General features: G+C 71.1%; 15 protein-coding genes. 4 read left to right on the forward strand and 11 right to left on the reverse strand.

Annotated elements, in window-relative coordinates:
- From AC08OX_RS01715 to AC08OX_RS01725, 3 genes are all read right to left on the reverse strand, one after another.
- Window positions 1–1,797: PAS domain-containing protein (locus tag AC08OX_RS01715; RefSeq protein ID WP_476606173.1), on the reverse strand; the 1,797-nt coding region annotated here is incomplete at its 3' end.
- A 485-nt stretch (window positions 1,798–2,282) separates the two neighbouring features.
- Window positions 2,283–4,901: a bifunctional acetate--CoA ligase family protein/GNAT family N-acetyltransferase gene (locus tag AC08OX_RS01720; RefSeq protein WP_476606174.1), complete on the reverse strand. Its 2,619-nt coding sequence runs from the start codon at window positions 4,899–4,901 to the stop codon at window positions 2,283–2,285.
- A gap of 47 nt (window positions 4,902–4,948) precedes the next feature.
- Window positions 4,949–6,229 (reverse strand): acetoin utilization protein AcuC, encoded by a 1,281-nt coding sequence (locus AC08OX_RS01725; RefSeq protein ID WP_476606175.1) that lies wholly within the window; start codon window positions 6,227–6,229, stop codon window positions 4,949–4,951.
- Between the two features lie 150 nt (window positions 6,230–6,379).
- Here AC08OX_RS01725 and AC08OX_RS01730 point away from each other — a divergent pair, with 150 nt between their 5' ends.
- Window positions 6,380–8,473, forward strand: coding sequence for an acetoacetate--CoA ligase (locus tag AC08OX_RS01730; RefSeq protein ID WP_476606198.1), 2,094 nt, complete (start codon window positions 6,380–6,382; stop codon window positions 8,471–8,473).
- 171 nt (window positions 8,474–8,644) lie between these two features.
- Here the strand turns inward: AC08OX_RS01730 and AC08OX_RS01735 are convergent, their stop codons facing one another.
- On the reverse strand, window positions 8,645–9,913 hold the full coding sequence (locus AC08OX_RS01735; RefSeq protein WP_476606176.1) for an RNA polymerase sigma factor: 1,269 nt from the start codon (window positions 9,911–9,913) through the stop codon (window positions 8,645–8,647).
- 575 nt (window positions 9,914–10,488) lie between these two features.
- Here AC08OX_RS01735 and AC08OX_RS01740 point away from each other — a divergent pair.
- A complete protein-coding gene (locus AC08OX_RS01740; protein WP_476606177.1) occupies window positions 10,489–11,817 on the forward strand; it encodes an amylo-alpha-1,6-glucosidase in 1,329 nt (442 codons plus the stop codon).
- 112 nt (window positions 11,818–11,929) lie between these two features.
- Here the strand turns inward: AC08OX_RS01740 and AC08OX_RS01745 are convergent, their stop codons facing one another.
- The 3 genes from AC08OX_RS01745 to AC08OX_RS01755 all read right to left on the reverse strand — a co-directional run bounded on the left by AC08OX_RS01745 (window position 11,930) and on the right by AC08OX_RS01755 (window position 17,363).
- Window positions 11,930–15,793, reverse strand: a complete 3,864-nt coding sequence (locus tag AC08OX_RS01745; RefSeq protein WP_476606178.1) for a vitamin B12-dependent ribonucleotide reductase — start codon at window positions 15,791–15,793, stop codon at window positions 11,930–11,932.
- Window positions 15,794–16,117: 324 nt separating this feature from the next.
- Window positions 16,118–16,663 (reverse strand): transcriptional regulator NrdR, encoded by a 546-nt coding sequence (gene nrdR, locus AC08OX_RS01750; RefSeq protein WP_476606179.1) that lies wholly within the window; start codon window positions 16,661–16,663, stop codon window positions 16,118–16,120.
- Window positions 16,664–17,000: 337 nt separating this feature from the next.
- Window positions 17,001–17,363 carry a LysM peptidoglycan-binding domain-containing protein gene (locus AC08OX_RS01755; RefSeq protein ID WP_476606180.1) on the reverse strand — a complete coding sequence of 121 codons (363 nt, stop codon included), beginning with the start codon at window positions 17,361–17,363 and terminating at the stop codon, window positions 17,001–17,003.
- A 304-nt stretch (window positions 17,364–17,667) separates the two neighbouring features.
- On the opposite strand from AC08OX_RS01755, the gene lexA reads away from it, so the two are divergent.
- Window positions 17,668–18,438, forward strand: coding sequence for a transcriptional repressor LexA (lexA, locus tag AC08OX_RS01760; protein ID WP_476606181.1), 771 nt, complete (start codon window positions 17,668–17,670; stop codon window positions 18,436–18,438).
- A 65-nt stretch (window positions 18,439–18,503) separates the two neighbouring features.
- Here the strand turns inward: lexA and hflX are convergent, their stop codons facing one another.
- Window positions 18,504–19,964 (reverse strand): GTPase HflX, encoded by a 1,461-nt coding sequence (gene hflX / locus AC08OX_RS01765; protein ID WP_476606182.1) that lies wholly within the window; start codon window positions 19,962–19,964, stop codon window positions 18,504–18,506.
- A 448-nt stretch (window positions 19,965–20,412) separates the two neighbouring features.
- Between hflX and AC08OX_RS01770 the strand changes: the two genes are divergently transcribed.
- Window positions 20,413–21,072 (forward strand): helix-turn-helix domain-containing protein, encoded by a 660-nt coding sequence (locus AC08OX_RS01770; protein ID WP_476606183.1) that lies wholly within the window; start codon window positions 20,413–20,415, stop codon window positions 21,070–21,072.
- Here AC08OX_RS01770 and AC08OX_RS01775 read toward each other — a convergent pair.
- The 3 genes from AC08OX_RS01775 to AC08OX_RS01785 all read right to left on the reverse strand — a co-directional run.
- Window positions 21,012–21,515, reverse strand: a complete 504-nt coding sequence (locus AC08OX_RS01775) for a VOC family protein (RefSeq protein WP_476606184.1) — start codon at window positions 21,513–21,515, stop codon at window positions 21,012–21,014. The two genes, AC08OX_RS01770 and AC08OX_RS01775, sit on opposite strands and share 61 nt — an antisense overlap.
- Complete coding sequence (gene dapF, locus AC08OX_RS01780) at window positions 21,499–22,374, reverse strand: diaminopimelate epimerase (protein WP_476606199.1); 876 nt, start codon at window positions 22,372–22,374, stop codon at window positions 21,499–21,501. The genes AC08OX_RS01775 and dapF overlap by 17 nt, the downstream gene beginning before the upstream one ends.
- 59 nt (window positions 22,375–22,433) lie before the next feature.
- On the reverse strand, window positions 22,434–23,281 hold an 848-nt coding region (locus AC08OX_RS01785), incomplete at its 5' end, for an EAL domain-containing protein (RefSeq protein ID WP_476606185.1).

Raw genomic sequence — 23,281 nt, forward strand, 5'->3', positions numbered from 1 at the left:
GGCCCCGGCCTTATCCCCGGCCGCAGCCCCGTCCCGGACGGACGCCGCGGCAGCGCTCCAGGACGCCGGGACGGGAGCGGGTGTGCCAGTGACGAGCTGGACAACACACAGGTCGGCGACCTCCGAGACGATCAACGCGGCCAGGGAGCGCAGGGCGGCGGGAGGCTCCACGGCCGCGGCCACGATCCCGGTAGCTCGCCCCAGCAGCTGAAGGCGTCGATCGGCGAGTGCCAGGGCGGCCTGCGCCTCGCGCGTCGCAGCCAGGGTCCGATGACCGCGCGCGGCGTCGGCGGCGAGCTGTTCGTAGCCGGTGGCCCGTTCCAGGGCCTGCGCGCAGGCGTCGGCGATCGCGATGAGGGACGCCTGATCAGCGGCGGTGAACTCCCGCGCCTGGCGGAACCCGAAGGTCACCACGCCGAAGGGGGCGCCGCCCCCGACGGCCAGCGGCAGCATCGCCCAGGCATGCTCACCCGCCGCGGCGGCGACGTCGGCGACCTCCGGCACCGGCCAGCGGGCGAGCAGCTCGTCGCGGTCGACGAGAAACAGCGCACGACCGCCCCGCATGACCTCCGCCACCGGATGTACCGCCCCCAGCGCCACCTCCGACCAGCTGGCGAGGCCGTCGGCGGGACCCGGCGGGGCGTGGAAGAGCAGCCGGTCGTGCGCCTCGTCCACGAGCGCGACGCCCCGGCCGGCGGCCCCGGCCATCCGCCCCCCGACGTCGAGGACGGTGGCGACGACGTCGTCCACGGTCAGGGTCCGGGCGAGCGCCACGGCCAACGTCGCGGTCTGTTCGGCCCGTTCCGTCGCGATCCGGGCCCGCTGGTCGGCCGTGGCCCGGTCGGCCTCGGCAGCGCGTACCTCGGTGAGGTCGCGGATCACCCCGAGCCACTCGCCGGGCCGGCTGTTCGGCCGACCGGCCGCCGGCATGGGAACGATGCGGGCCTCGACCACCCGTATGGCGGTGCGGTCGCCTCCGCCACCGGAGATCCGGAACTCGGCCTCGAAGGTCTCACCGTGCTCGATCGCCCCGTGCCAGGCGCGCCCGACCCGCTCCCGGTCGTCGGGATGGACCACGCCGAGCCAGCCGAACCCGGCCAGCTCCGCCGGATGCCGCCCGGTGAAGGCCCGCAGGCGGGGCAGATCGGCATCGAGTGCCCCGTCGCCTTCGGCGTGGAACACGTCCACCGCGGCGGCGTCCACGAGGCCGAGGTAACGTGCGTCGGCCCGCGCCCGCTCCCCCTCGACCGCCCGCGTCCCGCTGGCGTCGATCGCGATGAACGCCACGCCCACCAGCCCGACCTGAGGGTCGTTCACCGGATACCAGCTGGCGAGCCACGTCTGCGGCGGCCCGGAACCATCGGTGGCGACCATGACCTCCAGGTCCACCACCGGCTCGCCGGTGCGCAGCACCCGTGCCAGCAGAGCGTCGAGTTCCTGGCCGGTGTCGCCGAGGAGCTCGGAGACGGTACGGCCGAGGTGCTCGTGGACCGGCCGGCGGTCGAACCGGGCGAGTGTGTCGTTGACCCGCAGGAACCGCCCGGCCCGGTCGAGCAGGGCGAGACCGACCGGGGCCCACGCGAACAGCGCGTCCAGCATCACGAATGTGGCCGCGGGGTCGGTTCCCGGGGCGTGTCCGGGCGGGGGGAAAGCGGACCGGACACGCCCCGGCAGCCCCGCCGGATCGGACCGGCGCATCCCTGGCGCCTCCGGCGCGCGGCGCGGCTCGGTGCCGTCGATGACGTCCCGCATGACCGGCTCGGCGGTCACGGCCGAAGCGGCCGGCCGGGCGACCATGGGCCAGCCCTCGGGTAGCTCGGGGTCGGCTCCCCGGTCCTGACGGGGGCCGGTCTCCGGGCCGGGAGCGTGCTTCGGGCCGGGATGCGCGCGTGGGGCGGGGTTGGTGTGTGGGCCAGCCGACGGCCCCCCTTGGGATCGGGTGACCGGATTCGGTCCCGGGGAGACATCCCCCTGGCCGGACGGAACAACGCCCGATGACGGGGAGGCGGATCCCGGGGGGCTCATGGAGAAGCGCGTACCCGCGGGACCCGCGTCCACCGACCCCAGATCCACCGACCCCAGATCCACCGACCCGAGGTCCCCCGGCAGCGCCTCCGACAGCCCGACGTTCGCCGGCCGGTACATCGGCACGAGAGACGCCTGCCCAGGCATCCCCTCTACGGGGGTACCAGGCGTCCCGGCAACTCCCGCAGAATCAGGGGAGAGCATCGGGAATGCGCCGGAAGCGGGCCAGACGGGCGGCTGCGCGGAGTGCGGCGACGTCATGGGAAACGATTGTGGACGGCGTGCGCATGTTGTGCTGAACCACCCCGGATAGTCGCCCCGTCCGGAGTCGGGCGGTTCGGTGTCCAGAACCGCCGGGGTCCGACGTCCGCGCGGGGCGCCGGCGGTCCAGCAACGATCTCCACGGACAGCACGGTCACCCGCCCGGTCGACACGATCACTGGATCCAACGTGAGATGAACCACCTCCGGCACGTCGTCGGCGAGCCGGGCGATCCTGAGGAGCAGGTCCTCCAGCGCGGCGATGTCGACCGGCGTCGAGCCGAGGTATCCCAGCAGCAGCGGCGCCGCCCGCACCGAGCGCACGAGGCGCGCCGCGTCAACGTCGGTGAGGGGAAGGATGTGATGTGCGCGGTCCTCCAGCAGCTCGGTCGCGGGGCCCGAGAGGCCGAACGAGACCAGGGGACCGTACCGGGGATGCTCCTCGGAACCGACAACCACCGACACGCCGACCGGGGCCATCCGCTGGACGACAATCGGCACCTCCGCCCCGAGCTGGGAGCGCAGCGACGCCCATGCCGCCCGCACGGCTGCCGCGTCAGGCAGGTCGAGACGCTGACCGCGCAGGTCCGGACGATGCCGGTAGGGCCGCGACCGCGCCTTGAGCGCCGCCGGATAGCCGCGCTGGCCCGCCGCCTCGACGGCCCGGCGCGGGGACGTCGCCAGGATGGCCGGCTCCACCGTGACGCCGTAGCAGTCCAGCAGGGCGGCAGCCCGATCCTCCGGAAGGCGACCGGTGAGTCCGGCGACGAGCGAACGCGCCTCGTCTGCTCGCACCGTCGTCGTCGGCACGGTGCCGATCGGGCGCGCCCACCACTGGGCGTAGCCCACCACCCGGCGCAGCGCGGCGACGGCAGCCTCCGGCGACGAATAGGCCGGGATGCCAGCGAGCTCGCCGGGCATCTCGACCCCCTGCACTACGGCGAGAACCGGGATCTCGATGGTCGCGGCAGCCGCGACGGCGTCCACCGCGATCGGCCCGGCCGGGGAGGGCGGCAGCCGGACCAGCGTGGCGATCAGCGCATCCGCCCGGTCCGCGGCGGAGGTCAACGCCCGGGTGAGGTCCCCGGGGGAGCTGCCAACCGGGAGGAGCACCTCCTCGACCCTGAGCCCGGCCGCGTCGGCGGCGCGGGCCGTCAGCCGGACCAGGGCACGGGAGTCGCCGACGACGGCGACCCGACCGCCCGCGGGCAGCGGCTGCGTGGTGAGCAGCAGCGCGACGTCGAACGCCTGGGAGACCTGGTCGACGCCGATCACCCCGGCCTGCCGCAGAAGCGCGTCGTCAAGGGCCGAACGGCCGGAGTACACGACGATCACCGGTTTACGCCGACCCACCCGTCGGGCCAGCCGGGCGAACTTGCGGGGGTTACCGAAGGTCTCCAGATGCATGATCACCGCGTCGGTCTCGGGGTCCTCCTCCCAGTACTGGAGCAGGTCATTGCCGCTCACGTCGGCCCGGTCCCCAGCGGAGACGAAGACCGACAGACCGACCCCGCGCGCGGCCGCCGCCGCCAGGATGGCCCCGCCGAACGGACCCGACTGGGAGTAGCAGCCGATGCGGCCGGCCCGGGGCATCCGGGGCACCATCGAGGCGTTCAACCCCGCCGCCGGATTCTGGATGCCCATGCTCGCCGGGCCGACCACCCGCATGCCATCCGCCCGGGCCTCGGCCACCAGGGCCGCGTCCGCGGCGGCGTCACGCTGGTCGGTGAGGACGACCAGCCCCCAGACTCCCGCCCGCCCGCAGGCGGCGACGACGTCGGGCACCTGCGCGGGCGGCACGCACACCACGGCCAGGTCGACCGGACGCGGCACGTCCTCGATGCCGGCGTAGGCCTGGATCGACGCCACCGCGCCGCCGGCCGCGGCCGCCGCCGGGTTCACCGGGTAGACGGGGCCGTCGAAACCGCCGGCGAGCAGGTGACGCAGGACCGCGTTGCCCACGGACGCGGCAGACCGCCCCGCACCGATGACGGCGATCGCGCGCGGATGCAGCAGCCGACCGATCGAGGCGGCCTCGGCATGGTGCTCCCGGGCCCGCATCACCCCGACCGACCTCTGGGTGGGGGTGATCTCGAAGGACAGCCGGACCGCGCCCGAGTCCCAGGTCCTCGAGACCGTGTAACCGGCATCGAGGAAGACCCGGATCATCTGCTGGTTCTCCCCGAGCACGTCGGCGTCGAAGCGGCGGATCCCACGGTCCCAGGCCGCGGCGGCAAGATGCTCCAGCAGCACCGAACCCAGTCCTCGTCCCTGCTGGGCGTCCTCCACCAGGAAGGCGACCTCCGCCTCGGTCGGCCGTGCGGCGGTGCTCTCCCAGTGGGAGACCGCGACCAGGTCGTCGCCGATCATCGCGACGATGGCGCCGCGCAGCCGCTGGTCCACCGTCGTCATCCGGTGGATGTCGGCGTCGCTCAGGGCACGGCGCACGGCGAAGAACCGGAAGTAGATCGACTGGGTCGACAGCCGGGTCCAGAAGGTCCGCAACAGCGGGCCGTCCGTCGGCAGGATCGGGCGGATGTGGGCGGTGCCGCCGTCGCTGAGGATGACGTCGGCCTCCCACTCGGCCGGATAGACGACCGGAGGCTCGGTGCTCACGCGGCGCTCACCCGGTTCTCACGCAGTGCTCAGCTCGCACGCAGTGCTCAGCGGTCGACGGTGGGGTCGAGGCCGTGCAACGGCAGCACCTGACGCCGGGTCGCCGCCACCGTCCGGTCCAACGGATCGTCGGGGTCTCCCTCTCCCGCGTCCCAGGGACGATACCGGACACTCACCCCGTCCCCGAGCGTCCGGGGCATGGCGGCGGCTCCGACGGGCTTCTGCCCGGTCGCCGCCCGCACCCGTCCCGGCGCCGCGGAGCGCCAGTCCTCCGGCAGAGCGCGGCCGGCATCCAGGGGCACGTGGCCGGCGATCGCCAGCAGCTGCGTCCAGGCCCGCGGCACGACCGTGTCCAGCGCGTACCCGCCACCGCCGCAGGCCAGCCAGCGTCCGTCGCAGACCTCGTGGGCCAGCGCGTGCAGCAGGTCGTAGGAGGCCCGTTGGCCGTCCACCGACAGCGCCAGATCGGCCAGCGGGTCGAAGGCGTGCGTGTCGCAGCCGTGCTGGGTCACCAGCACCTGCGGCCGGAAGGACCGCAGGAGCACCGGCACCACCCCGGAGAAGGCGCGCAGCCAGCCGGCATCGCCGGTGGCGGGGGGCAACGCCACGTTCACCGCGGTGCCCTCCGCGGCGGGAGCACCCACCTCGGTCGGGAATCCGGTGCCCGGGAAGAGGGTGCTCCCCGTCTGGTGCAGGGAGATGGTGAGCACCCGCGGATCGTCGTAGAACGCCGTCTGCACGCCGTCGCCGTGATGCACGTCCACGTCGACGTACGCCACTCTGGTGGCTCCGGCGGAGAGCAACCAGGCGATCGCGATCGCCGGGTCGTTGTAGATGCAGAATCCGCTCGCCATTCCCGGCATCGCGTGATGCAGCCCGCCGGCGATCGACACGGCGTGCCGCGGCGGCCCGCTCCACACCGCCCGTGCCGCCTCGATCGTGCCACCGGCGATGAGTGCGGCGGCCTCGTGCATCTGTTCGAAGATCGGGTTGTCGGCCGTGCCCAGGCCGAACAGGGCCGCGAACCTGGCCTGCGCCGGGTCGGGCGCGGCGCGGACCGCGCTCAGGTAGACCGGATCGTGGATCAGGCCGATGAGGTCGTCGGAGGCGAGGGTCGGCCTGGAGATCCGGATGCCCGGCGCGTCGAGAACACCGAGACTCATGGCGAGGTCCATGGTGAGCTCGAGCCGCACGGGATGCAGCGGATGCGCCGGCCCGAAGTCGTAGCCGGCCATGACCGGATCCCAGGCCACGACCGTCGGCTCGGCCTGCGGCTCGACCGGCGGACGGCCGTCGGTCCGCAGCTCGGAATCGCCCGGGACACCCATCTGTCGACCGTAGCCCGATCACGCTCCCAGAGGTAGCGGTGGTGTCGATGACGAAAACCCGGGGCCATCGATGAGGCACGTAGATCTGCCCGGAATGGCCTAGGGTCAGTGCCCGTGGCAGCAGACCGAGTGACACCGGACCATGCGGCGATGGAAGACGGGCGGCAGCCGGCCGGCCGTGATGGTGGGTCGGTGGCTGCCGGCACGCCACTGTGGGAACCGCCTCCCCGTCGGATCAGCCAGGCCGCGGTGACCAACTACCGCGCCTGGCTCGCCGCCGAGCGGGGGGTTGAGCTCGCCGACGACACGCGCCTGTGGGAGTGGTCTGTCACCGACCTGAACACGTTCTGGGAGTCGATCTGGGATTTCTGCGCGGTCGAGGGGGACCGCGGCACCGGTCCGGCGCTCGCCGACGCGGCGATGCCCGGCGCGGTCTGGTTTCCCGGTGCCCGGGTGAACTACGCGGAGAACGCACTCACCCGGCGCGGGCCGGCCCCGGCCGTCATCGCCGTGCGCGAGGACGGTGCCACGGCCGTGGTGTCCTGGGACGAGCTGCGCCGGCAGGTGGCGAAGGCGGCGGCGGGACTGCGGAGCCTGGGTGTCGCCGAGGGTGACCGGGTCTGCGCCGTGCTGCCGAACACCGTCTACGCGATGGTGGGGATGTTGGCCACCGCCAGCATCGGCGCGGTGTGGTCGTCGTGCTCGCCGGAACTCGGCCCGACGGCCCTGCGCGCGCGGTTCGGCCAGATCGACCCGAAGGTCCTGATCGGCGTTGACGGCTACAGCTACGGCGGGAAGAGCTACGACGCCCTCGGCACCCTCGCCGCGCTTGCGGGCGACCTGCCGGGGCTCGGGGCAAGCGTGATCGTGCCGTACCTGTGGCCGGACGCGCTCTCCCGGGCCCGGGCCGCGGGGCTGCCGGGGCTGCTCACCTGGGACGAGCTGATGGCTTCGGAGACCTCCGAGCCCGAGTTCACCCGGGTCGCCTTCGACGCGCCGCTGTGGATCCTCTACTCGTCCGGCACGACCGGCCCCCCCAAGGCGATCGTGCACGGCCACGGCGGCATCCTGCTGGAGCACCTGAAGTCGCTGGCGTTGCACCTCGATCTCGGTCCGGACGACCGGTTCTGCTGGTTCACCACGACCGGCTGGATGATGTGGAACTATCTGGTCTCCGGTCTGCTCGTCGGCGCGACCGTCGTGCTCTACGACGGAGCGCCCGGCTATCCGGCGCTCGGCACCCTGTTCGGTCTGGCGGAGGCCCTGGAGCTCACGTGCCTGGGCACGTCCGTGGGCTACCTGCAGGCCTGCGAGGACGCCGGGCTGGTCCCGCGCGAGTTCGCCGACCTGTCCAGGCTGCGCACCGTCGGATCGACCGGATCGCCACTATCCGCAGCCGGCTATGCCTGGGTGTACGAAGCGGTGGGCCCGACCGTGATGCTGTCGTCGATCAGCGGTGGCACCGACGTCTGCACGGCGCTGGTGGCGGGCCTGCCGACGATGCCGGTGCGGGCCGGGGAGATCGAATCGCGCGCGCTGGGCTGCGCGGTGCGCGTCTTCGACGAGGCCGGCGAGGAGGTCGTCGACGAGGTCGGTGAGCTTGTCGTGACCGCGCCGATGCCGTCCATGCCGCTGTGCTTCTGGGCCGACCCGGACGGCGGCCGGCTGCGGGAGAGCTACTTCTCCGTCTACCCTGGCGTCTGGCGCCACGGGGACTGGGCGAGGATCACACCTACCGGCGCCGTCGTCATCCAGGGACGTTCGGACGCGACGTTGAACCGCGGCGGCGTCCGGATCGGTACCAGCGAGCTCTACAGCGTGGTCGAGCGGGTCCCCGGGATCGCCGACAGCCTCGCGGTCGACACCGCGGACGAGCGCGGGCACGGCGAGCTGCTCCTTTTCGTCGTCCTCACCGAGCCCGGCCTGACCAAGGCGGTGGCCGCCCGGCTGCGCGAGGTTCTGCGCGCCGAACTCAGCCCACGCCACGTTCCCGACCAGATCATCGAGATCACCGAGGTCCCTCGGACCCACACCGGCAAGAAGCTTGAGGTACCGGTGAAGCGCCTGCTCGCCGGGACTGCCCTGGACAAGGCCGTGAGCCTCGACTCGGTCGCCAACCCCGATGCCCTGCTGCCCTTCGCCGCCGCCTCGGCCCGGTCGCGGCGGTCGGCGTCGGAGCCGATGACGGGAACCGCGCTGGAACCCGGCACCGGATCCGACGGAGAGGCCGAACCCGGAGCTTGATACAGCAAAGTCGGATCTTCACCCGGCAAAAACGAAGATCCGACTTTCATCGATCCCGCGATCATGACGTGACCGCCATGATCGCGGTACTCTTGTCTTCCACCCGTGCCGCACCGTGCACCCGTGGACGTGCCCCCGCGGACTCGACCGCAGGTGCGCTCGCCCGATCGATCAGTCGAGGAACTCGCGCAGCCGACCGGCGACGGCGGGCTTGCGCAACTCCCGAAGCGTATCCCGCTCGATCTGACGGATGCGCTCACGGGTCAGGCCGAGCCGGTTGCCCACCTCGGCGAGGGTGTGCTGCTTGCCGTCGGCGAGACCGAAGCGCAGCCGCATCACCTCGCGCTCCCGCGGGCTCAGGCCACCGAGGACGTTCTCGATCTCGTCCTGCATGGCGCCGTAGGAGGCGGCGTCCGCCGGGGAGGTCGCGTCGGAGTCCTCGATGAAGTCACCGAGCACGGAGTCACCATCGTCACCGACCGAGGTCTCCAGGCTGACGGTGTCCTGCGCATACCGGCGCAGCTCCACCACCTGCTCGATCGGCATGTCCAGCTCGAGGGCGAGCTCCTCGTCGGTCGGCTCACGGCCGAGCGTGGAGACGAGCTGGCGCTGCAACCGGGTGATCTTGTTAATCTGCTCGACCACGTGGACCGGGATGCGGATCGTCCGCGCCTGATCGGCGAGCGCCCGGCCGATGGCCTGGCGGATCCACCAGGTCGCATAGGTCGAGAACTTGTAGCCCTTGGCGTAGTCGAACTTCTCCACCGCGCGGATAAGACCGAGGTTGCCCTCCTGGACCAGGTCCAACAGGGTCATCCCGCGACCGCTGTACTTCTTGGCGACGGAGACCACCAGCCGCAGGTTCGCCGAGACGAGCTGCTGCTTGGCGGCATGGCCGTCCTTGACCAGCAGACCGAGATCACGACGAAGATCGGCGGGCAGGTCGGGGACGCTCTCGAGCTTGTACTCAGCGAACAGGCCCGCCTCGACCCGCTTGGAGAGTTCGACCTCCTGGGCGGCGTTGAGCAGCGGCACCTTGCCGATCTCGCGCAGGTACATGCGCACGAGGTCGGCGGTACCCGCGTGTTCGGCGGTGGACCGGCTGGCGGCGGTGGCGTCGTCGCTCGCATCCTCCTCGTCAAGGAGTTCGATGCCAACGGCGTTGAGGCGCGCGATGAGAGCGGGCAACAGTTCAATACCGATGTCCGCGGACTCGAGCGCGTCACGCAACTCGGAGCGGCTGATCTCGCCGGCCTCGCGACCACGGGCGATGACCTCGGCCACCGCGCTCACATCGAGCTCGTCGGTATCGTCGGGAACAGCGGCCAGCGAACGGCTGGGAGCGGTGCGGACAGGAGGAGCGGCCCGACGAGCACGCCGCGGGCTACGCGGGCGGTTGTCGTCGGTGCGCTCGGCAAGTTCCAGAGCAGGCAGCGTCATCAGTGGCAAATCCGATGGTCGGTGCGGGTGGGTCGTCTCGTTCTGTGCACGTGGGAGGTAACGAACGAAGACGCGGAACCATTCCCCGTGCAGGCACACCCGGACATCAGCGATCGCCGGGCCTACCAAGCAGTGTAGACCCTAGCCCTCGAGACGCTGCACTCGCTGCCGCGAAGACTACCTGGCAGATTCCACCCTGTGGCGCGAACCGCGGACTCTCCTGAGCTTCTCTGGTGGCCGAGCACCCTGCGGATCAGGCCAGCGTCAACTGTAAGCAACAGATCCACTACTTACTGTAGAAGTTTTTTGCGTTCCATCATCCGTGCCATATTTTCTGACGATCACCGGTCGGTGCTAACCCGTAACGGTAGTCGGCAAGCCGACACCCGCGACCCGGCCCGGACCCGGGCTCTCCACCGGGACGGAACGACCGGCGGGCCGACGCGGGCGCCGCCGCCGACACCACCCCGACGCCACCCCGACGCCGAGGCGCTCGAGAACGGCGATTCCGTTAGGCGGGCCACACCCGACGGACCCTGCCTCTGTGCACAGCGTGTAACCGCTACTCTCACACGATGTCCGTCCCCAGCCTTCCCGCAGACCTGGCGGCACTACGGGAAACCGCGATCGACGTGCTACGAGACAACGACCTCGGCGACATCACCCGGCCCTCCCCGACGCTCTACCCGCACCAGTGGCTCTGGGACAGCTGCTTCATCGCGATCGGACTGCGCCGTCTCGACCCGGGACGGGCCGCCAAGGAGGTCCTCTCGCTGCTGCGAGGCCAGTGGCCGAACGGCATGATCCCCCACGTGATCTTCGCGGAGACCTCGGACTTCTACCACGCCGGTCCGCAGCGCTGGCGCTGCGACCAGGTGACCACGACCGCCGGCGGAGTGCAGAGCACGGGGGTCACCCAGCCGCCGATGATCGCCGAAGCCGCCGTCCGGATCGCCGCCATGATGACGCCATCCGCCCGCGACGCCTTCTACCGCGCGTTGTTCCCCGGCCTGCTGCGCTTCCACACGTGGCTCTACCTCGAACGCGACCCCGACGACGACGGTCTCGTCACCCTGGTCCACTCCTGGGAGTCGGGGATGGACAACACGCCGGCCTGGATGGAGATCACCAGGCCGGCGGCTCCGCTGGGAGTGCGGGCACTGCGCCGGATCAACGGCGGCGACGCGCTGCGGCGCGATGCCAAGGAGGTCCCCCCCGACGAGCGGCTCACCTCGGGAGACCTGTTCACGCTCTACCGGATCGTGCGTGAGCTGCGGCGGGCGCACTACAACTTCCGCGAGATCCGTCGGAGCATCGTCCCCCTCGTCCAGGACGTCGCCTTCAACGCGATCCTCATCCGGGCCAACGAGCACCTCACCGCCATCGCCGCCGAGATCGGCCAGACCATCCCCGCCTGGCTGTGGCGGTCCATGCACAGGACGCGCGAGGCGATCGAGCGGCTCCACGCCGACGGCACCTACTACAGCCGCGACTTCCGGACGGGAACGCTGCTGCGCCACGAGACGATCTCGGGGTTCCTGCCGCTCTATGCCGGGGTCGTGCCCGAGGACCGGGTCGACGAGATGGTCAAGACGCTCACCTCACCGCGCTACTGGTCCCGGTTCGGCATCGCGAGCGTGCCGCTCGACGACCCGGGCTTCCTTCCCCGGTGTTACTGGCAGGGTCCCGTCTGGGTCAACATGAACTGGCTGATTGCCGACGGGCTGGAGCGTTACGGTCGGCTCGACGCCGCGGAGAACCTGCGCCAGAACACGATCGACATGATCGCATCGTCCGGGGCGATGTTCGAGTACTACTCACCCCTCGACGGTTCCGGCGCGGGCAGCAACCGGTTCTCCTGGACCGCGGCGCTCCTGGTCGACCTCCTCGCCGCCGAGCACTGAGCCACACCGCCGAGCACTGTCTCGGAGCAGGGACCCGATGCGGAGCAGGCGGCCGGTCCGACCGGGTGCCCGATGCGCATCGGGCACCCGGTCGGACCGGCCGCCGCGACGCCTAGCTGCAGCCGCTGGTCGAACCGCACTGCTCACAGACGTAGCAGCTACCAGCTGGCCGCATGGTCACCCCGCAGGTGAAGCAGAGCGGAGCATCGACCACGGTCTGCGCGACGAGCGACTCGCCGGGCGGTGCCAGCCGCAACTCCCGTGCCACGTACGCCGGGCCGTTCCCTACCGCCGGACCGGGCGGGACGCCCGGGTCACCCCGATCGGCGACGGAAGCCGAGGATCCGGTCACCGCGGCCCCCTGGGATCCGGCCGGGCCGTCGATCCCGGCGGGCTGCGCCGATCGCGCGGCCTCCACCGCCGGCGCTGGACCGTACTGACCCGCGACCCGACGGGCCCGGTCGGCCGCGGTCGAGATGCCGAGTTCGGCCCGCTGATCGGCGTCGAGATAGTCGAGCGCGAGGCGACGGAACAGATAATCCATGATCGACTGGGCGATCCGCACGTCCGGGTCATCGGTCATCCCAGCCGGCTCGAACCGCATGTTGATGAACTTGCTGACGTACGCCTCCAGCGGCACGCCGTACTGCAGGCCGATCGAGATGGCGATCGCGAACGCGTCCATCACGCCCGCCAGGGTGGACCCCTGCTTCGACATCTTGATGAAGACCTCACCGAGACCGTCGTCCGGGTAGGAACCGGCGGTCAGATAACCCTCGGCCCCACCGACGGAGAAGGACACCGTCCGCGACGGGCGGGTCTTCGGCAGCCGGCGGCGCACCGGCCGGTACTCGACCTCCACCGGGGCAGGTCCGACGGAGCCGGCGGTCCCGACCGCGTCTCCCGTGCCGGCCCCGACTCCCGTGCCGGCCCCGACTCCCGTACCGGTCCGGGTGGCGGCCAGCTCGGCGGCCTGCTTCGCCCCCTTGACGTCGGTCAGCGGCTGGCCGACCTTGCAGTTGTCCCGGTAGATGGCGAGGGCCTTCAGACCCAGCCGCCACCCCTCCAGGTAGATCTGCTCGACCTCGGCGACCGTGGCGGTCGACGGCATGTTCACCGTCTTCGAGATCGCGCCGGAGAGGAACGGCTGTACCGCGGCCATCATGCGGACATGGCCCATCGGGGAGATCGCGCGCTCCCCGATGGCGCAGTCGAACACCTCGTAGTGCTCCGGACGCAGGCCGGGAGCGTCGATGACGTGCCCGTGCTCGGCGATGTACTCGACGGTCGCCTCGATGGTCTCCTCGGGGTAGCCGAGCGCCTGCAGGGCCGCCGGGACCGTCTGGTTCACAATCCTCATGCTGGCGCCGCCGACCAGCTTCTTCATCTTCACCAGGGCGAGGTCCGGCTCGATGCCGGTGGTGTCGCAGTCCATCGCCAGACCGATCGTGCCCGTCGGGGGGAGCAGGCTGGCCTGCGCGTTGCGCCATCCGTGCTTCTCGCCGACGGTCTGCGCCCGGGCCCATTCCCGGGACGCGGCGGCGAGGATCCGGGAGTCCTCGGCGTGCACGCTGCGCACCGCGTCGTTCGCGGCGGCATGCTTGCGCATCACCCGCCGGTGCGCGTCCGCGTTGCGGGCGAAGCCGTCGTAGGCGCCGACGATCCCGGCGAGTTCGGCGGAGCGCCGGTAGGCGGTGGCCGTCATCAGCGAGGTGATCGATGCGGCCAGCGCCCGGCCGCCGTCCGAGTCGTAGGCCCGGGCGCTGGCCATCAGCAGGGCACCGAGGTTGGCGTAGCCGATGCCGAGCTGCCGGTAGGCCCGGCTGACCCTGGTGATCTCCGGTGTCGGGAAGTCGGCGAAGCAGATCGAGATGTCCATCGCGGTAATGATCAACTCGACCGCCGCGACGAACGCCTCGGCGTCGAAGCTGCGGTCCGGGCGCAGGAACTTCAGCAGGTTCAGCGAGGCCAGGTTGCAGCTGGAGTTGTCCAGGTGCACGTACTCGCTGCACGGGTTGGAGGCGCTGATCCGGCCGCTCTCGGGGCAGGTGTGCCAGTCGTTGATCGTTCCGTCGTACTGGATGCCGGGATCGGCGCAGGCCCACGCGGCCTCGGCGATCGTGTGGAACAGCCCGCGGGCGTCCACCGTCTCCAGGACGCGGCCGTCGAGGCGGGCCCGCAGGTCGAAGCCGCCGCCGTCGACGACCGCCCGCATGAACTCGTCGGTCACCCGGACGGAGTTGTTGGCGTTCTGGTATTGCACGGAGGCGATGTCACGCCCGCCGAGGTCCATGTCGAAGCCGGCGTCCCGCAACGCCCGGATCTTGGCTTCTTCCCGGGCCTTCGTCTCCACGAACTCGACGATGTCGGGATGATCGACGTCGAGCACGACCATCTTCGCCGCCCGCCGGGTCGCGCCACCAGACTTGATCGTACCCGCCGAGGCGTCGGCGCCGCGCATGAAGCTCACCGGCCCGGAGGCGGTGCCCCCGGAGGACAGCAGCTCCTTCGAGGACCGGATGCGGGACAGGTTGAGCCCGGCCCCGGAACCCCCCTTGAAGATCAGCCCCTCTTCCCGGTACCAGTTCAGGATCGACTCCATGGTGTCGTCCACGGAGAGGATGAAGCAGTTGTGCACACGGAGGCCGGCGGAGAGGTACTCGCCGCTGTCGGTCTGGATGTCGTAGACCGGCATCGGCCCGCGCGGCTCAATGCGCTCGATCTGCAACCGCTTCACCGGCTTCGCGGCCTGGCCGGGCTGATCGAACGACGTCTCCAGCTTCGCGGCCTTCACCGGATCGAGGAAGCCGATCTCGTCCGCGAACGTCCGCCGGTCACCGGCGTTCTGAATGCCCAGGCTCCAGAGGTCGTGGCGGTCGGGTCGCGGATCCGCCTCGCGGCGTACCCGCGCGAAGATGCCGAACCGGGCGAGCAAACCCTGCACCCCGCGAATGAGGCCCTCGCTAATCATGTCCAGCCCGATCAGCGTCGAGCGCTCCCGGCGGGACACGTAGCCATCGGCCTGGAACAGGCTGCGCAGATAAGCCGCGACAACGGGTAGCGGAGCATCATACAGCCGGGTCGGCACAGTCATCGCCTCGATGGTCAGCGAGGCGTTCGTACCGGCGTACCGACCAACAAAACCGTCCGCCTGCAGCCGGCCCGCGAGCGCCGCCTCGGCGATCTCCCGTGAAGTGATCTCACCCTCGCCCGGGGCGATGGTGCGATGCCACTCGAGGGTGTCCCCGGCCCGCAGCGCGCCGGCGGGGACGAAGGCCCCGGCACCCGCGGAGGTGCTCCGCCACACCAGATGATCGGCGGTGACGTCGAGCGCGTGACCGGCCCTCGTCCAGATCCGCAGGACGTCCTTGACGCCGTTGGACTTGGTCGCGATCACCTGGGTCAGACCGTGCGCGTCGAAGACCTTCATCCCCACCGCGTCCGTCTCCACCAAGGCGCCGATGGGAACCAGACCGGATGGCGTGCTGACGAGGGCGTCATAGGGCTGGCACGCCGAGACCTGCTGCGGCGCGGGGGTTCCCACGTTGAACCAGACCGGCGAGTTGAAGCTGAAGACCTGGTGGAGCAGCATCCAGGTCAGTTCGTGCTCGAAGATCTCGGCGTCGGTGTCCGAGGCGAAGTAGCCGTGCTCGCGGCCGGCCGCGCCGTAGGCGTGCACGACCCGATCGATCAACTGCCGCAGCGACCACTCCCGCCCCGGCGTGCCGGGCGCCCCACGGAAGTACTTGCTGGTAACGATGTTGGAGGCGTTCACCGACCAGAACTGCGGGAATTCCACTCCCCGCTGCTCGAAGTTGACCGAGCCGTCCCGCCAGTTGGTCATGACGACGTCCCGGGACTCCCAGGTGACCTCGTCGTACGGGTGGACGCCGGCGGTGGTACGTGACCGCTGGATCTTCAACCCACTCGCTTTCGCCGCTGACCTGCTCGGCTTCGTGCCGCGGCTGTCGGTCATGACGCTCCTCGTCTTCACTCGTCAGCTCCAACCTTCAACAATGTGTTGTGGGCATCCCCGCCCCAGGCCGCAGCCAGCGGACGTCGGGACGGTGCGGGGCCGGACCTCGACGCACGGCGGTGCCCGCGGGGACGAGCACGCGCACGGCAAACACACGCACGGCGAACGGCACCAGCCAGGTCGAGCCGGGCCGCATGCGTGCCGTCCGGGAGGTCCGCGGTCCTCGCACGGCCGCGACGCGGGATGTCACCCGTCGCCGGCGGGACCGGGCCGGCACGGCGAGCCAGGGCGATGTATGACGCTTTCGGTCGAGCGGTCCCGGCCCTACCTGCTATGCACCTGCTGGGTGCCGATCACCGGCGAGGCATCGACGGCGCCGCGCGGGACCGGTCGTGCTGGTCCATCCCGCGTGGTGGGAGGTCCGGCGGCCTCGGAGCGCAACGCGGCGATCGCGGACTCGAAGTCAGTCAACGACTCGAAGGCCAGGTACACCGAGGCGAAGCGGAGATAAGCCACCTCGTCGAGCTCACGGAGCGGACCGAGGATCGCCCGGCCGATCGCCTCCGCGGGCACCTCCGCCGACCCCGACGAGCGGACGGCGTCCTCTACCCGCTGCGCCAGAAGCGCGAGATCATCATCCCGCACCGGCCGGCCCTGGCAGGCCTTGCGGACACCGGCGATGACCTTGGCCCGGCTGAACGGCTCGGCCGCCCCACTGCGCTTGCGAACCTGAAGGGACGCCTCCTCCATCGTAGTGAACCGGCGACCGCAGGACAGGCAGGACCGCCTGCGGCGGATCGCCGAACCCTCCTCGGCCTCCCGACTGTCAACGACGCGACTGTCCGGATGCCGGCAGAACGGGCACCGCACGCGCTACGCCTCCTTCGCCCGCGCCGGAGCCGACCGCCCCGGACCGGGGATGAGGGACACCGTTGAGGACCCGGCATCCACGCCGGAAAGACCACCTTGTGGATGGACCGCCAGCTCCCCGCGGAAGACCTGTGGAACAACCTGTGGATGACTTACACCCCGGTAAGCACCAGATGTTGTGTCCAAGGTAGCGCACGGCCCCAGAGATGAGGACAGCACCCCCGTGTGGTCCGTGTGGTCCGCATCGCACGTGGCACCGCACGTGGACGAAAGACGACGGTGCGCGAGAACCCTGCGCCGAGACACTCGTGGACCCGGAAAGCCGGGAAGCCGGGCGTCAGGGAAGGAGTAACGACTGGCCCGGGGCGATCAGTGGTGACCGCAGGTGGTTCAGCCGCATCAGCCGGTCCACCATGACCCGGGTGTCGGCGCTCTCGTCGAGCGCCACTGCCACCTCCCACAGCGTCTCCCCCGGCACGACCAGATGGTGCCGCGGCGCCTCCGCGGTATCCGGCCCGGCAATCGACACCCCAGGCATGATCATGATTGCTACCGCCACGACGACCGCCACGACGATCGATACCACCACCACCCGACCCCGCCGGGTCAGCCGGAGCGGCGGGGGTGCGGGCGGGCGACGACCCACCCGGTCTCTGGCCATCGACAGGTCGACGACCCGCGCCCTGTGTGCGGATCCCACGGCACCCTCCCGTTCCGACGACACCGAACGCCGAAGATCGAACCTTCGTTCGATCGAACGCGTGGTCGATTGTCGCATCGGGAACCGGAAACCGCCAGGGACACGCTCGAACAGACGTTTGAGATTCTGCGACCCGCCGGTTACCGTCGAGTCGATCGGGTGTGAACCGGGCGGTTTCCCCCGGTCACGGACGGCGGCGAGTCGGTGGGTGACCGCTTCCGGAGCGGGACGGTCCGCCGTGCGGTCGCCGGCCGGCCGGTGGCCGCACGGCGGAAGAAAAACGCGACGAGGAGAACGGTAAGCGATGACTAGCCAAGGCAGGGGTACGCGCCGGGGCGGAACCCGCGGCAACGTGCGAGCCTTTCCCGAAGGCCCCACGGACGCGGGCCTGACCCCCCGGCAGCGCAAGGTGCTGGAGGTCATCCGGGCCGCGGTGGAGCGGCGCGGGTATCCGCCCAGCGTGCGGGAGATCGGTGAGGCGGTCGGCCTCACCAGCACCAGTAGTGTGGCTCACCAGCTCAAGGTGCTCGAGGAGAAGGGCTACCTGCGGCGGGACCCGAACCGCCCGAGAGCGATGGAGGTTCTGACCGTCGAGCACCCCCGGCGACGCGCGGATGTGGGCGCGGGCACGACGACGGTGGCGGGCACGATTCCCATCATCGGTGAGGCGGCGCCGGGCACCACCGAAGGAAGCAAGTCGGAGGCGGCCTACGTGCCGGTGCTGGGCCGGATCGCCGCCGGTGGCCCGATCCTGGCCGAGCAGGCGGTCGAGGACGTCTTCCCGCTACCCAGGGAGATCGTCGGCGAGGGCACTCTGTTCCTGCTCCGGGTCGTCGGCGACTCGATGATCAACGCGGCGATCTGCGACGGTGACTGGGTGGTCGTCCGCCAGCAGCCGGTCGCGGACAACGGGGAGATCGTCGCCGCAATGATCGACGGGGAGGCGACGGTCAAGCGTCTGCGGCTTCGGGACGGCAAGATCTGGCTACATCCGGAGAACTCGGCCTTCGCCGACATCCCCGGTGAGGATGCGACCATCCTCGGCCGGATCGTGGCTGTGCTCCGCAGGGTTTGATGTGGATCGGCCGGCCGCCCGTCGGGCGGCCGGCCGGGTTGCCTCGCGTCTGATCGCTCCTGGGCTCAGGCCCGGTAGGCGTGCAGCTCCGCTGCGAGTCCCGAGGAAACCCGGGCGGACAGCCGGGTACCGGTCTCGGTGTGCTCCATCGTGAGCACCTCGCCGTTCGCGTGCACCCGGGAGACCAAGTCGCCCCGGGTGTAGGGCACGAGCACGCGCATCTCCACGTCGGGATGCGGCACCCGGGCACAGAGCGCGTCGACCAGCGCGGCCAGCCCCTCGCCCGTACGTGCCGAGACGAACACGGCGTCCGGGGCGAGCTGGCGCAGCCCCGCGACGACCGTCGGCTCCACGGCGTCCACCTTGTTGACGACGATCAGCTCGGGAACGCCGCCCGCGTCGATGTCGTTGAGAACCTCGCGCACGGCGGAGATCTGCGCGGCCGGATCCGGCGATGATCCGTCCACAACGTGCAGGATGAGATCGGCATCGGCGACCTCTTCCAGCGTCGAGCGGAACGCCTCGACGATCTGATGCGGCAGATGCCGGACGAATCCGACGGTGTCGGTCAGGGTGAAGGCCCGGCCGTCCGGCAGGGTCGCCCGCCGCACGGTCGGATCGAGGGTGGCGAACAGCGCGTCCTCGACCAGGACACCCGCGCCGGTCAGCCGGTTGAGCAGCGACGACTTACCGGCGTTGGTGTAACCGGCGATCGCCACGCTGGGGACCTCGCCCCGCCGCCGGGCGGAACGCTTGGTCTCCCGCACGGTCGTCATCGCGGCGAGCTCGCGGCGCAACCGCGCCATCCTGGCCCGCAGCCGCCGACGATCGGTCTCGATCTTCGTCTCACCGGGACCGCGGGTACCGATGGGCGCCCGGCCGCCGCCACTGGCCGCGGCCCGCGACATCGACTCACCCCACCCACGCAGCCGGGGCAGCATGTACTGCAACTGCGCGAGCTCGACCTGGGCCTTGCCCTCGCGAGAGGTCGCGTGCTGGGCGAAGATGTCCAGGATGAGGGCCGTCCGGTCGATGACCTTTACTTTGACGACCTCCTCCAGCTGCCGCAGCTGACCCGGGGTGAGCTCGCCATCGCAGACCACCGTGTCCGCGCCGGTCGCCGCGACGACCTCGGCGAGCTCGCGGGCCTTGCCCGAACCGACGTAAGTCGCGGCATCCGGCCGGTCGCGACGCTGCACGAGCGCGTCGAGCACCACCGAACCGGCGGTCGTGGCGAGCGCCGCGAGCTCCGCCATGGAGCTCTCGGCCGACCGCGGGGAACCCGACGTCCATACGCCGATGAGGACGACACGCTCCAGCCGCAGCTGCCGGTACTCGACCTCGGTAACGTCGTCGAGCTCGGTGGCGAGACCGGGAACCCGCCGCAACGCGGCGCGATCCTCCAGGTCGAAACCGTCCCCAGAATCGTCGAAAAAGTTCGACAGGTAAGACGAATCGGTATCGGTCAGCTTGATGAGGGATCTGTCGAGAGTGGACGCATCGAAGGCGTCAGCAGGAAGTGTCATACCATCCGTTCTCAACGCGGCCCGCTACCGCACCATTCCGCGATCATTCCGTGCCGCCTGCTCCGGCCGGGCCCCACGACCCGGTGGCCCGAGGAGGATCCGCCGGACCGGAAGACCCTGCCGCACTCGTGGCGCGCCTCCCCCTCGTTTCCCGGCGAATCCCGTCGCCAACCAGGGTCCCACGTCACCACGTCGATCGCGAACCGTTTTGCCGCCCCGCCGACGTAGCCTCTGCGACGTGTACCACGAGTACCACGAAAGACGGGCCCACCGCCTCGCCGCGACGATCTGGGACAGCTCGGGCCGCCCGACTCCCCCTGGACACCCCCCGGGCACCACGCGGACGACGGCGGACCGGCATCCGGACCGCACCGGGCCCTCGGACCGCACAGGGCGCACCGAGCGCACAGGTGTGGTGGGCAGTCGGCGAGTGTTGCCGGACGGATGCATGGACATCATCTGGAGTTCCGACGCCAATCTGATCGTCGCGGGGCCGGACACGGCGGCGAAGCTGGTGCGCTGGGCACCAGGCGTGCGGCACGTCGGGCTCCGCTTCGACTCGGGCTCTGGACCATCCCACCTCGGAGTGGCCGCGGACGAACTGCGCGACCAACGCGTCCCGCTCGCCGACCTGTGGGGCGACGGACCGGCGCAGCGACTCGCCGAGCGGCTCGCCATGGCCGCTGATCCCCTGGTCGCATTCGAGTCGTCGATCGCCGCCCGGCCCGTTCACCCGGCGCTCGTGGACCGGTTGGTTCCCGCCGTTCTGGCGGGTGCCCGCGCCCGGGCGCCTGTGGACGACCTCGCGCGCACAGTCGGGCTGAGCGAACGCCAGCTGCTGCGTCGCTGCCGGCGCGTCTTCGGATATGGCCCGAAGACGCTCGCCAGGATCCTCCGGATGCAGGACGCCCTGCACGCGGCGCGGGCCGGCATCCCGTTCGCGGTCGTGGCGGCCGAGGCCGGCTACGCCGACCAGGCGCACCTCGCCCGGGAGGTACGCGCGCTCGCCGGAGTTCCGCCGACTCACCTCATCCGAAATGTCAACGTTCAGGACGAGCTGGACGTCTCGGTATCGGATGTCGCGGCCGCTACGGGCAGTGGGGCGTAGAGGTCGACGTGGTTGCCGTCTGGATCGAGCACGACCGCGTACCGCTGGCCCCAGAAGGCGTCCCAGGGCGGAAGGTGGCCGGTGTGACCGGCGCCGACGAGGTCGGCGTAGACCTCATCGACCTCGTCCGGCGTGTCGCAGGCGAAGGCCAGCCCGACCCGCGGCGAGCCGGTACCCGCCGACCAGCGCGGATCAAAGGATCGGATGGTCGCCTCGCTGTCGAACGCGAGGCGTGGACCGCCGGGCAGCTGCACCTCGACGTGCGGCTGGGCGTCGGCCCCGGCGGGCAGATCGAGGCCGAGCCGGCGGTAGAACGCCAGGGACCGGGCCATATCAGCGACGATCACACCGGTCAGGGTGAACGATGGTGGCATGAGGGCACCGTAGGGCAGGCAGGCGGACCGGGTCTTGCAGGAAACGGACACCTCACCCGACCGGGTCATGGGCCTCCGCATGGCGCAGCACGCCGTCGAAGACCAGCTCGGCGGGCCCTCGCAACAGCACGGTCTCCGGCTGCCAGATCACGACCAGGCCGCCGCCGGGCACATCCACCTCGACCTCGACCGGCGCACCCGCCGGCCGAGCACCTCGCCGGGCCGCCCAGGCCACCGCGACCGCGCAGGCACCGGTGCCGCAGGACGCGGTCTCCCCGACCCCACGTTCGAACACCCGCATCGCCACCCCACCCGGCCGGTCAACGACGATCTCCACATTCACCCCGTCCGGGAAGTCAACCGGGGAGAACGATGGTGGTCGGGTCAGGTCGAGCCGACGCAGCCCGGCGACGTCCAGGTCGCCGGCGAAGCAGACCGCGTGCGGATTACCCATCGAGACCGCGGTCGCGGTGAAGTCACGATCGGCGACGGTGACCGGGGCCCCGGGTCCGTCGATGATCCGCGGCGGTCCCATGTCGACCGTGACGTCACCGTCCACCGCGGCCTCGACGAGCCGCAGCCCGGCGCGGGTCGCGACGTGGAACCGTCCGGGCTGGGCGTATCCGGCGTCGACGAGGTAGCGGGCGAACACCCGGGCACCGTTACCGCACATCTCGGCAACCGAACCATCAGCATTGCGGTAGTCCATGAACCAGCGCGCCCGGCCGGCCAGACCGGCCGCCTCGGGAACCGCGGCGCAGAGCACCACCCGCAGCACCCCATCGCCCCCGATGCCGGCCCGTCGGTCGCACAGCGCGCGCACCAGGTCCGCGGTGAGGTCGAGGTCCCCGTCGGGATCCGGCAGCAGGACGAAGTCGTTGCCCGTCCCGTGGCCCTTGACGAATCGCAGTCCCAGCTCGTCCCGCACGTCGCCGATCGTACGGGGGATGCCGCTCGGCACCTGACGACCGGGCTCCCGCGGCGGCGTCAGCCGGCTGCGGCCCGCGCCCACTCCCGCATCCGGTCGTCGGAATGCGACGGCTTGTACCAACGGTCGGGCCGGCCGCGCCCGAGAGCGATCATCCGAGCGTCCTCCACCGGCACCGGCGGACAGAACACCGATCCGATGGCGCGATCACAGTCGAGATCCACCACCCGGGACGCCAGGCGCGCGGTGTCGACATCGTCGGCAACGACGGGCAGGCCGCGTTGGTGGGCAAGCCGGACGATGGCCGCGAGCACGGCCTCACCCTCGAGGTCCTTCATCGTCGCCCGCAGGAACAGACCGTCGATCTTGACGAGGTTCAACGGCAGCTGGTCGAGCACGGCCAACGAGCCCAGCCACGTGCCGAAGGACCCGACGGCGATCGCCACCCCGAGGGCACGCAGCCGGGTCAGCAACCGGGGCACCATCGGCGCGGCGAGTCCGAGGGTCTGCTCGCTGAACTCAAGGCCGATCGCCCCGGCCGGCAGCACCCGGCCCGAGACGAGCCGGTCGACCTCGGCCGCGAAGGCGAGGCTGGCAAGCTGGCGGCCATCGATGTTCACCCACAACCGGGGCGGGCGGATCGGCGTCCCGACCGCCATCCGATGCCAGGTGCGCGCCTCGGTCACGGCCATCCGCAGCACCCACTGGTCCACCTGATGGACGAGGCCCGCGGCCGCTGCGATCGGCATGAAATCCGCCGGACCCAGCACCCCGCGTTCCGGGTGCAGCCACCGCGGATGGGCCTCCATCCCCGGCACCGACCCGTTGCGCAGGTCGACCTCCGGTTGGAAGTGCAGCCGCAGCGAACCATCGTCGAAGGCGGCGTAGAGCGCGGGGACGAGAGTCA

The organism is Frankia sp. CoBUL1 (assembly GCF_978021245.1).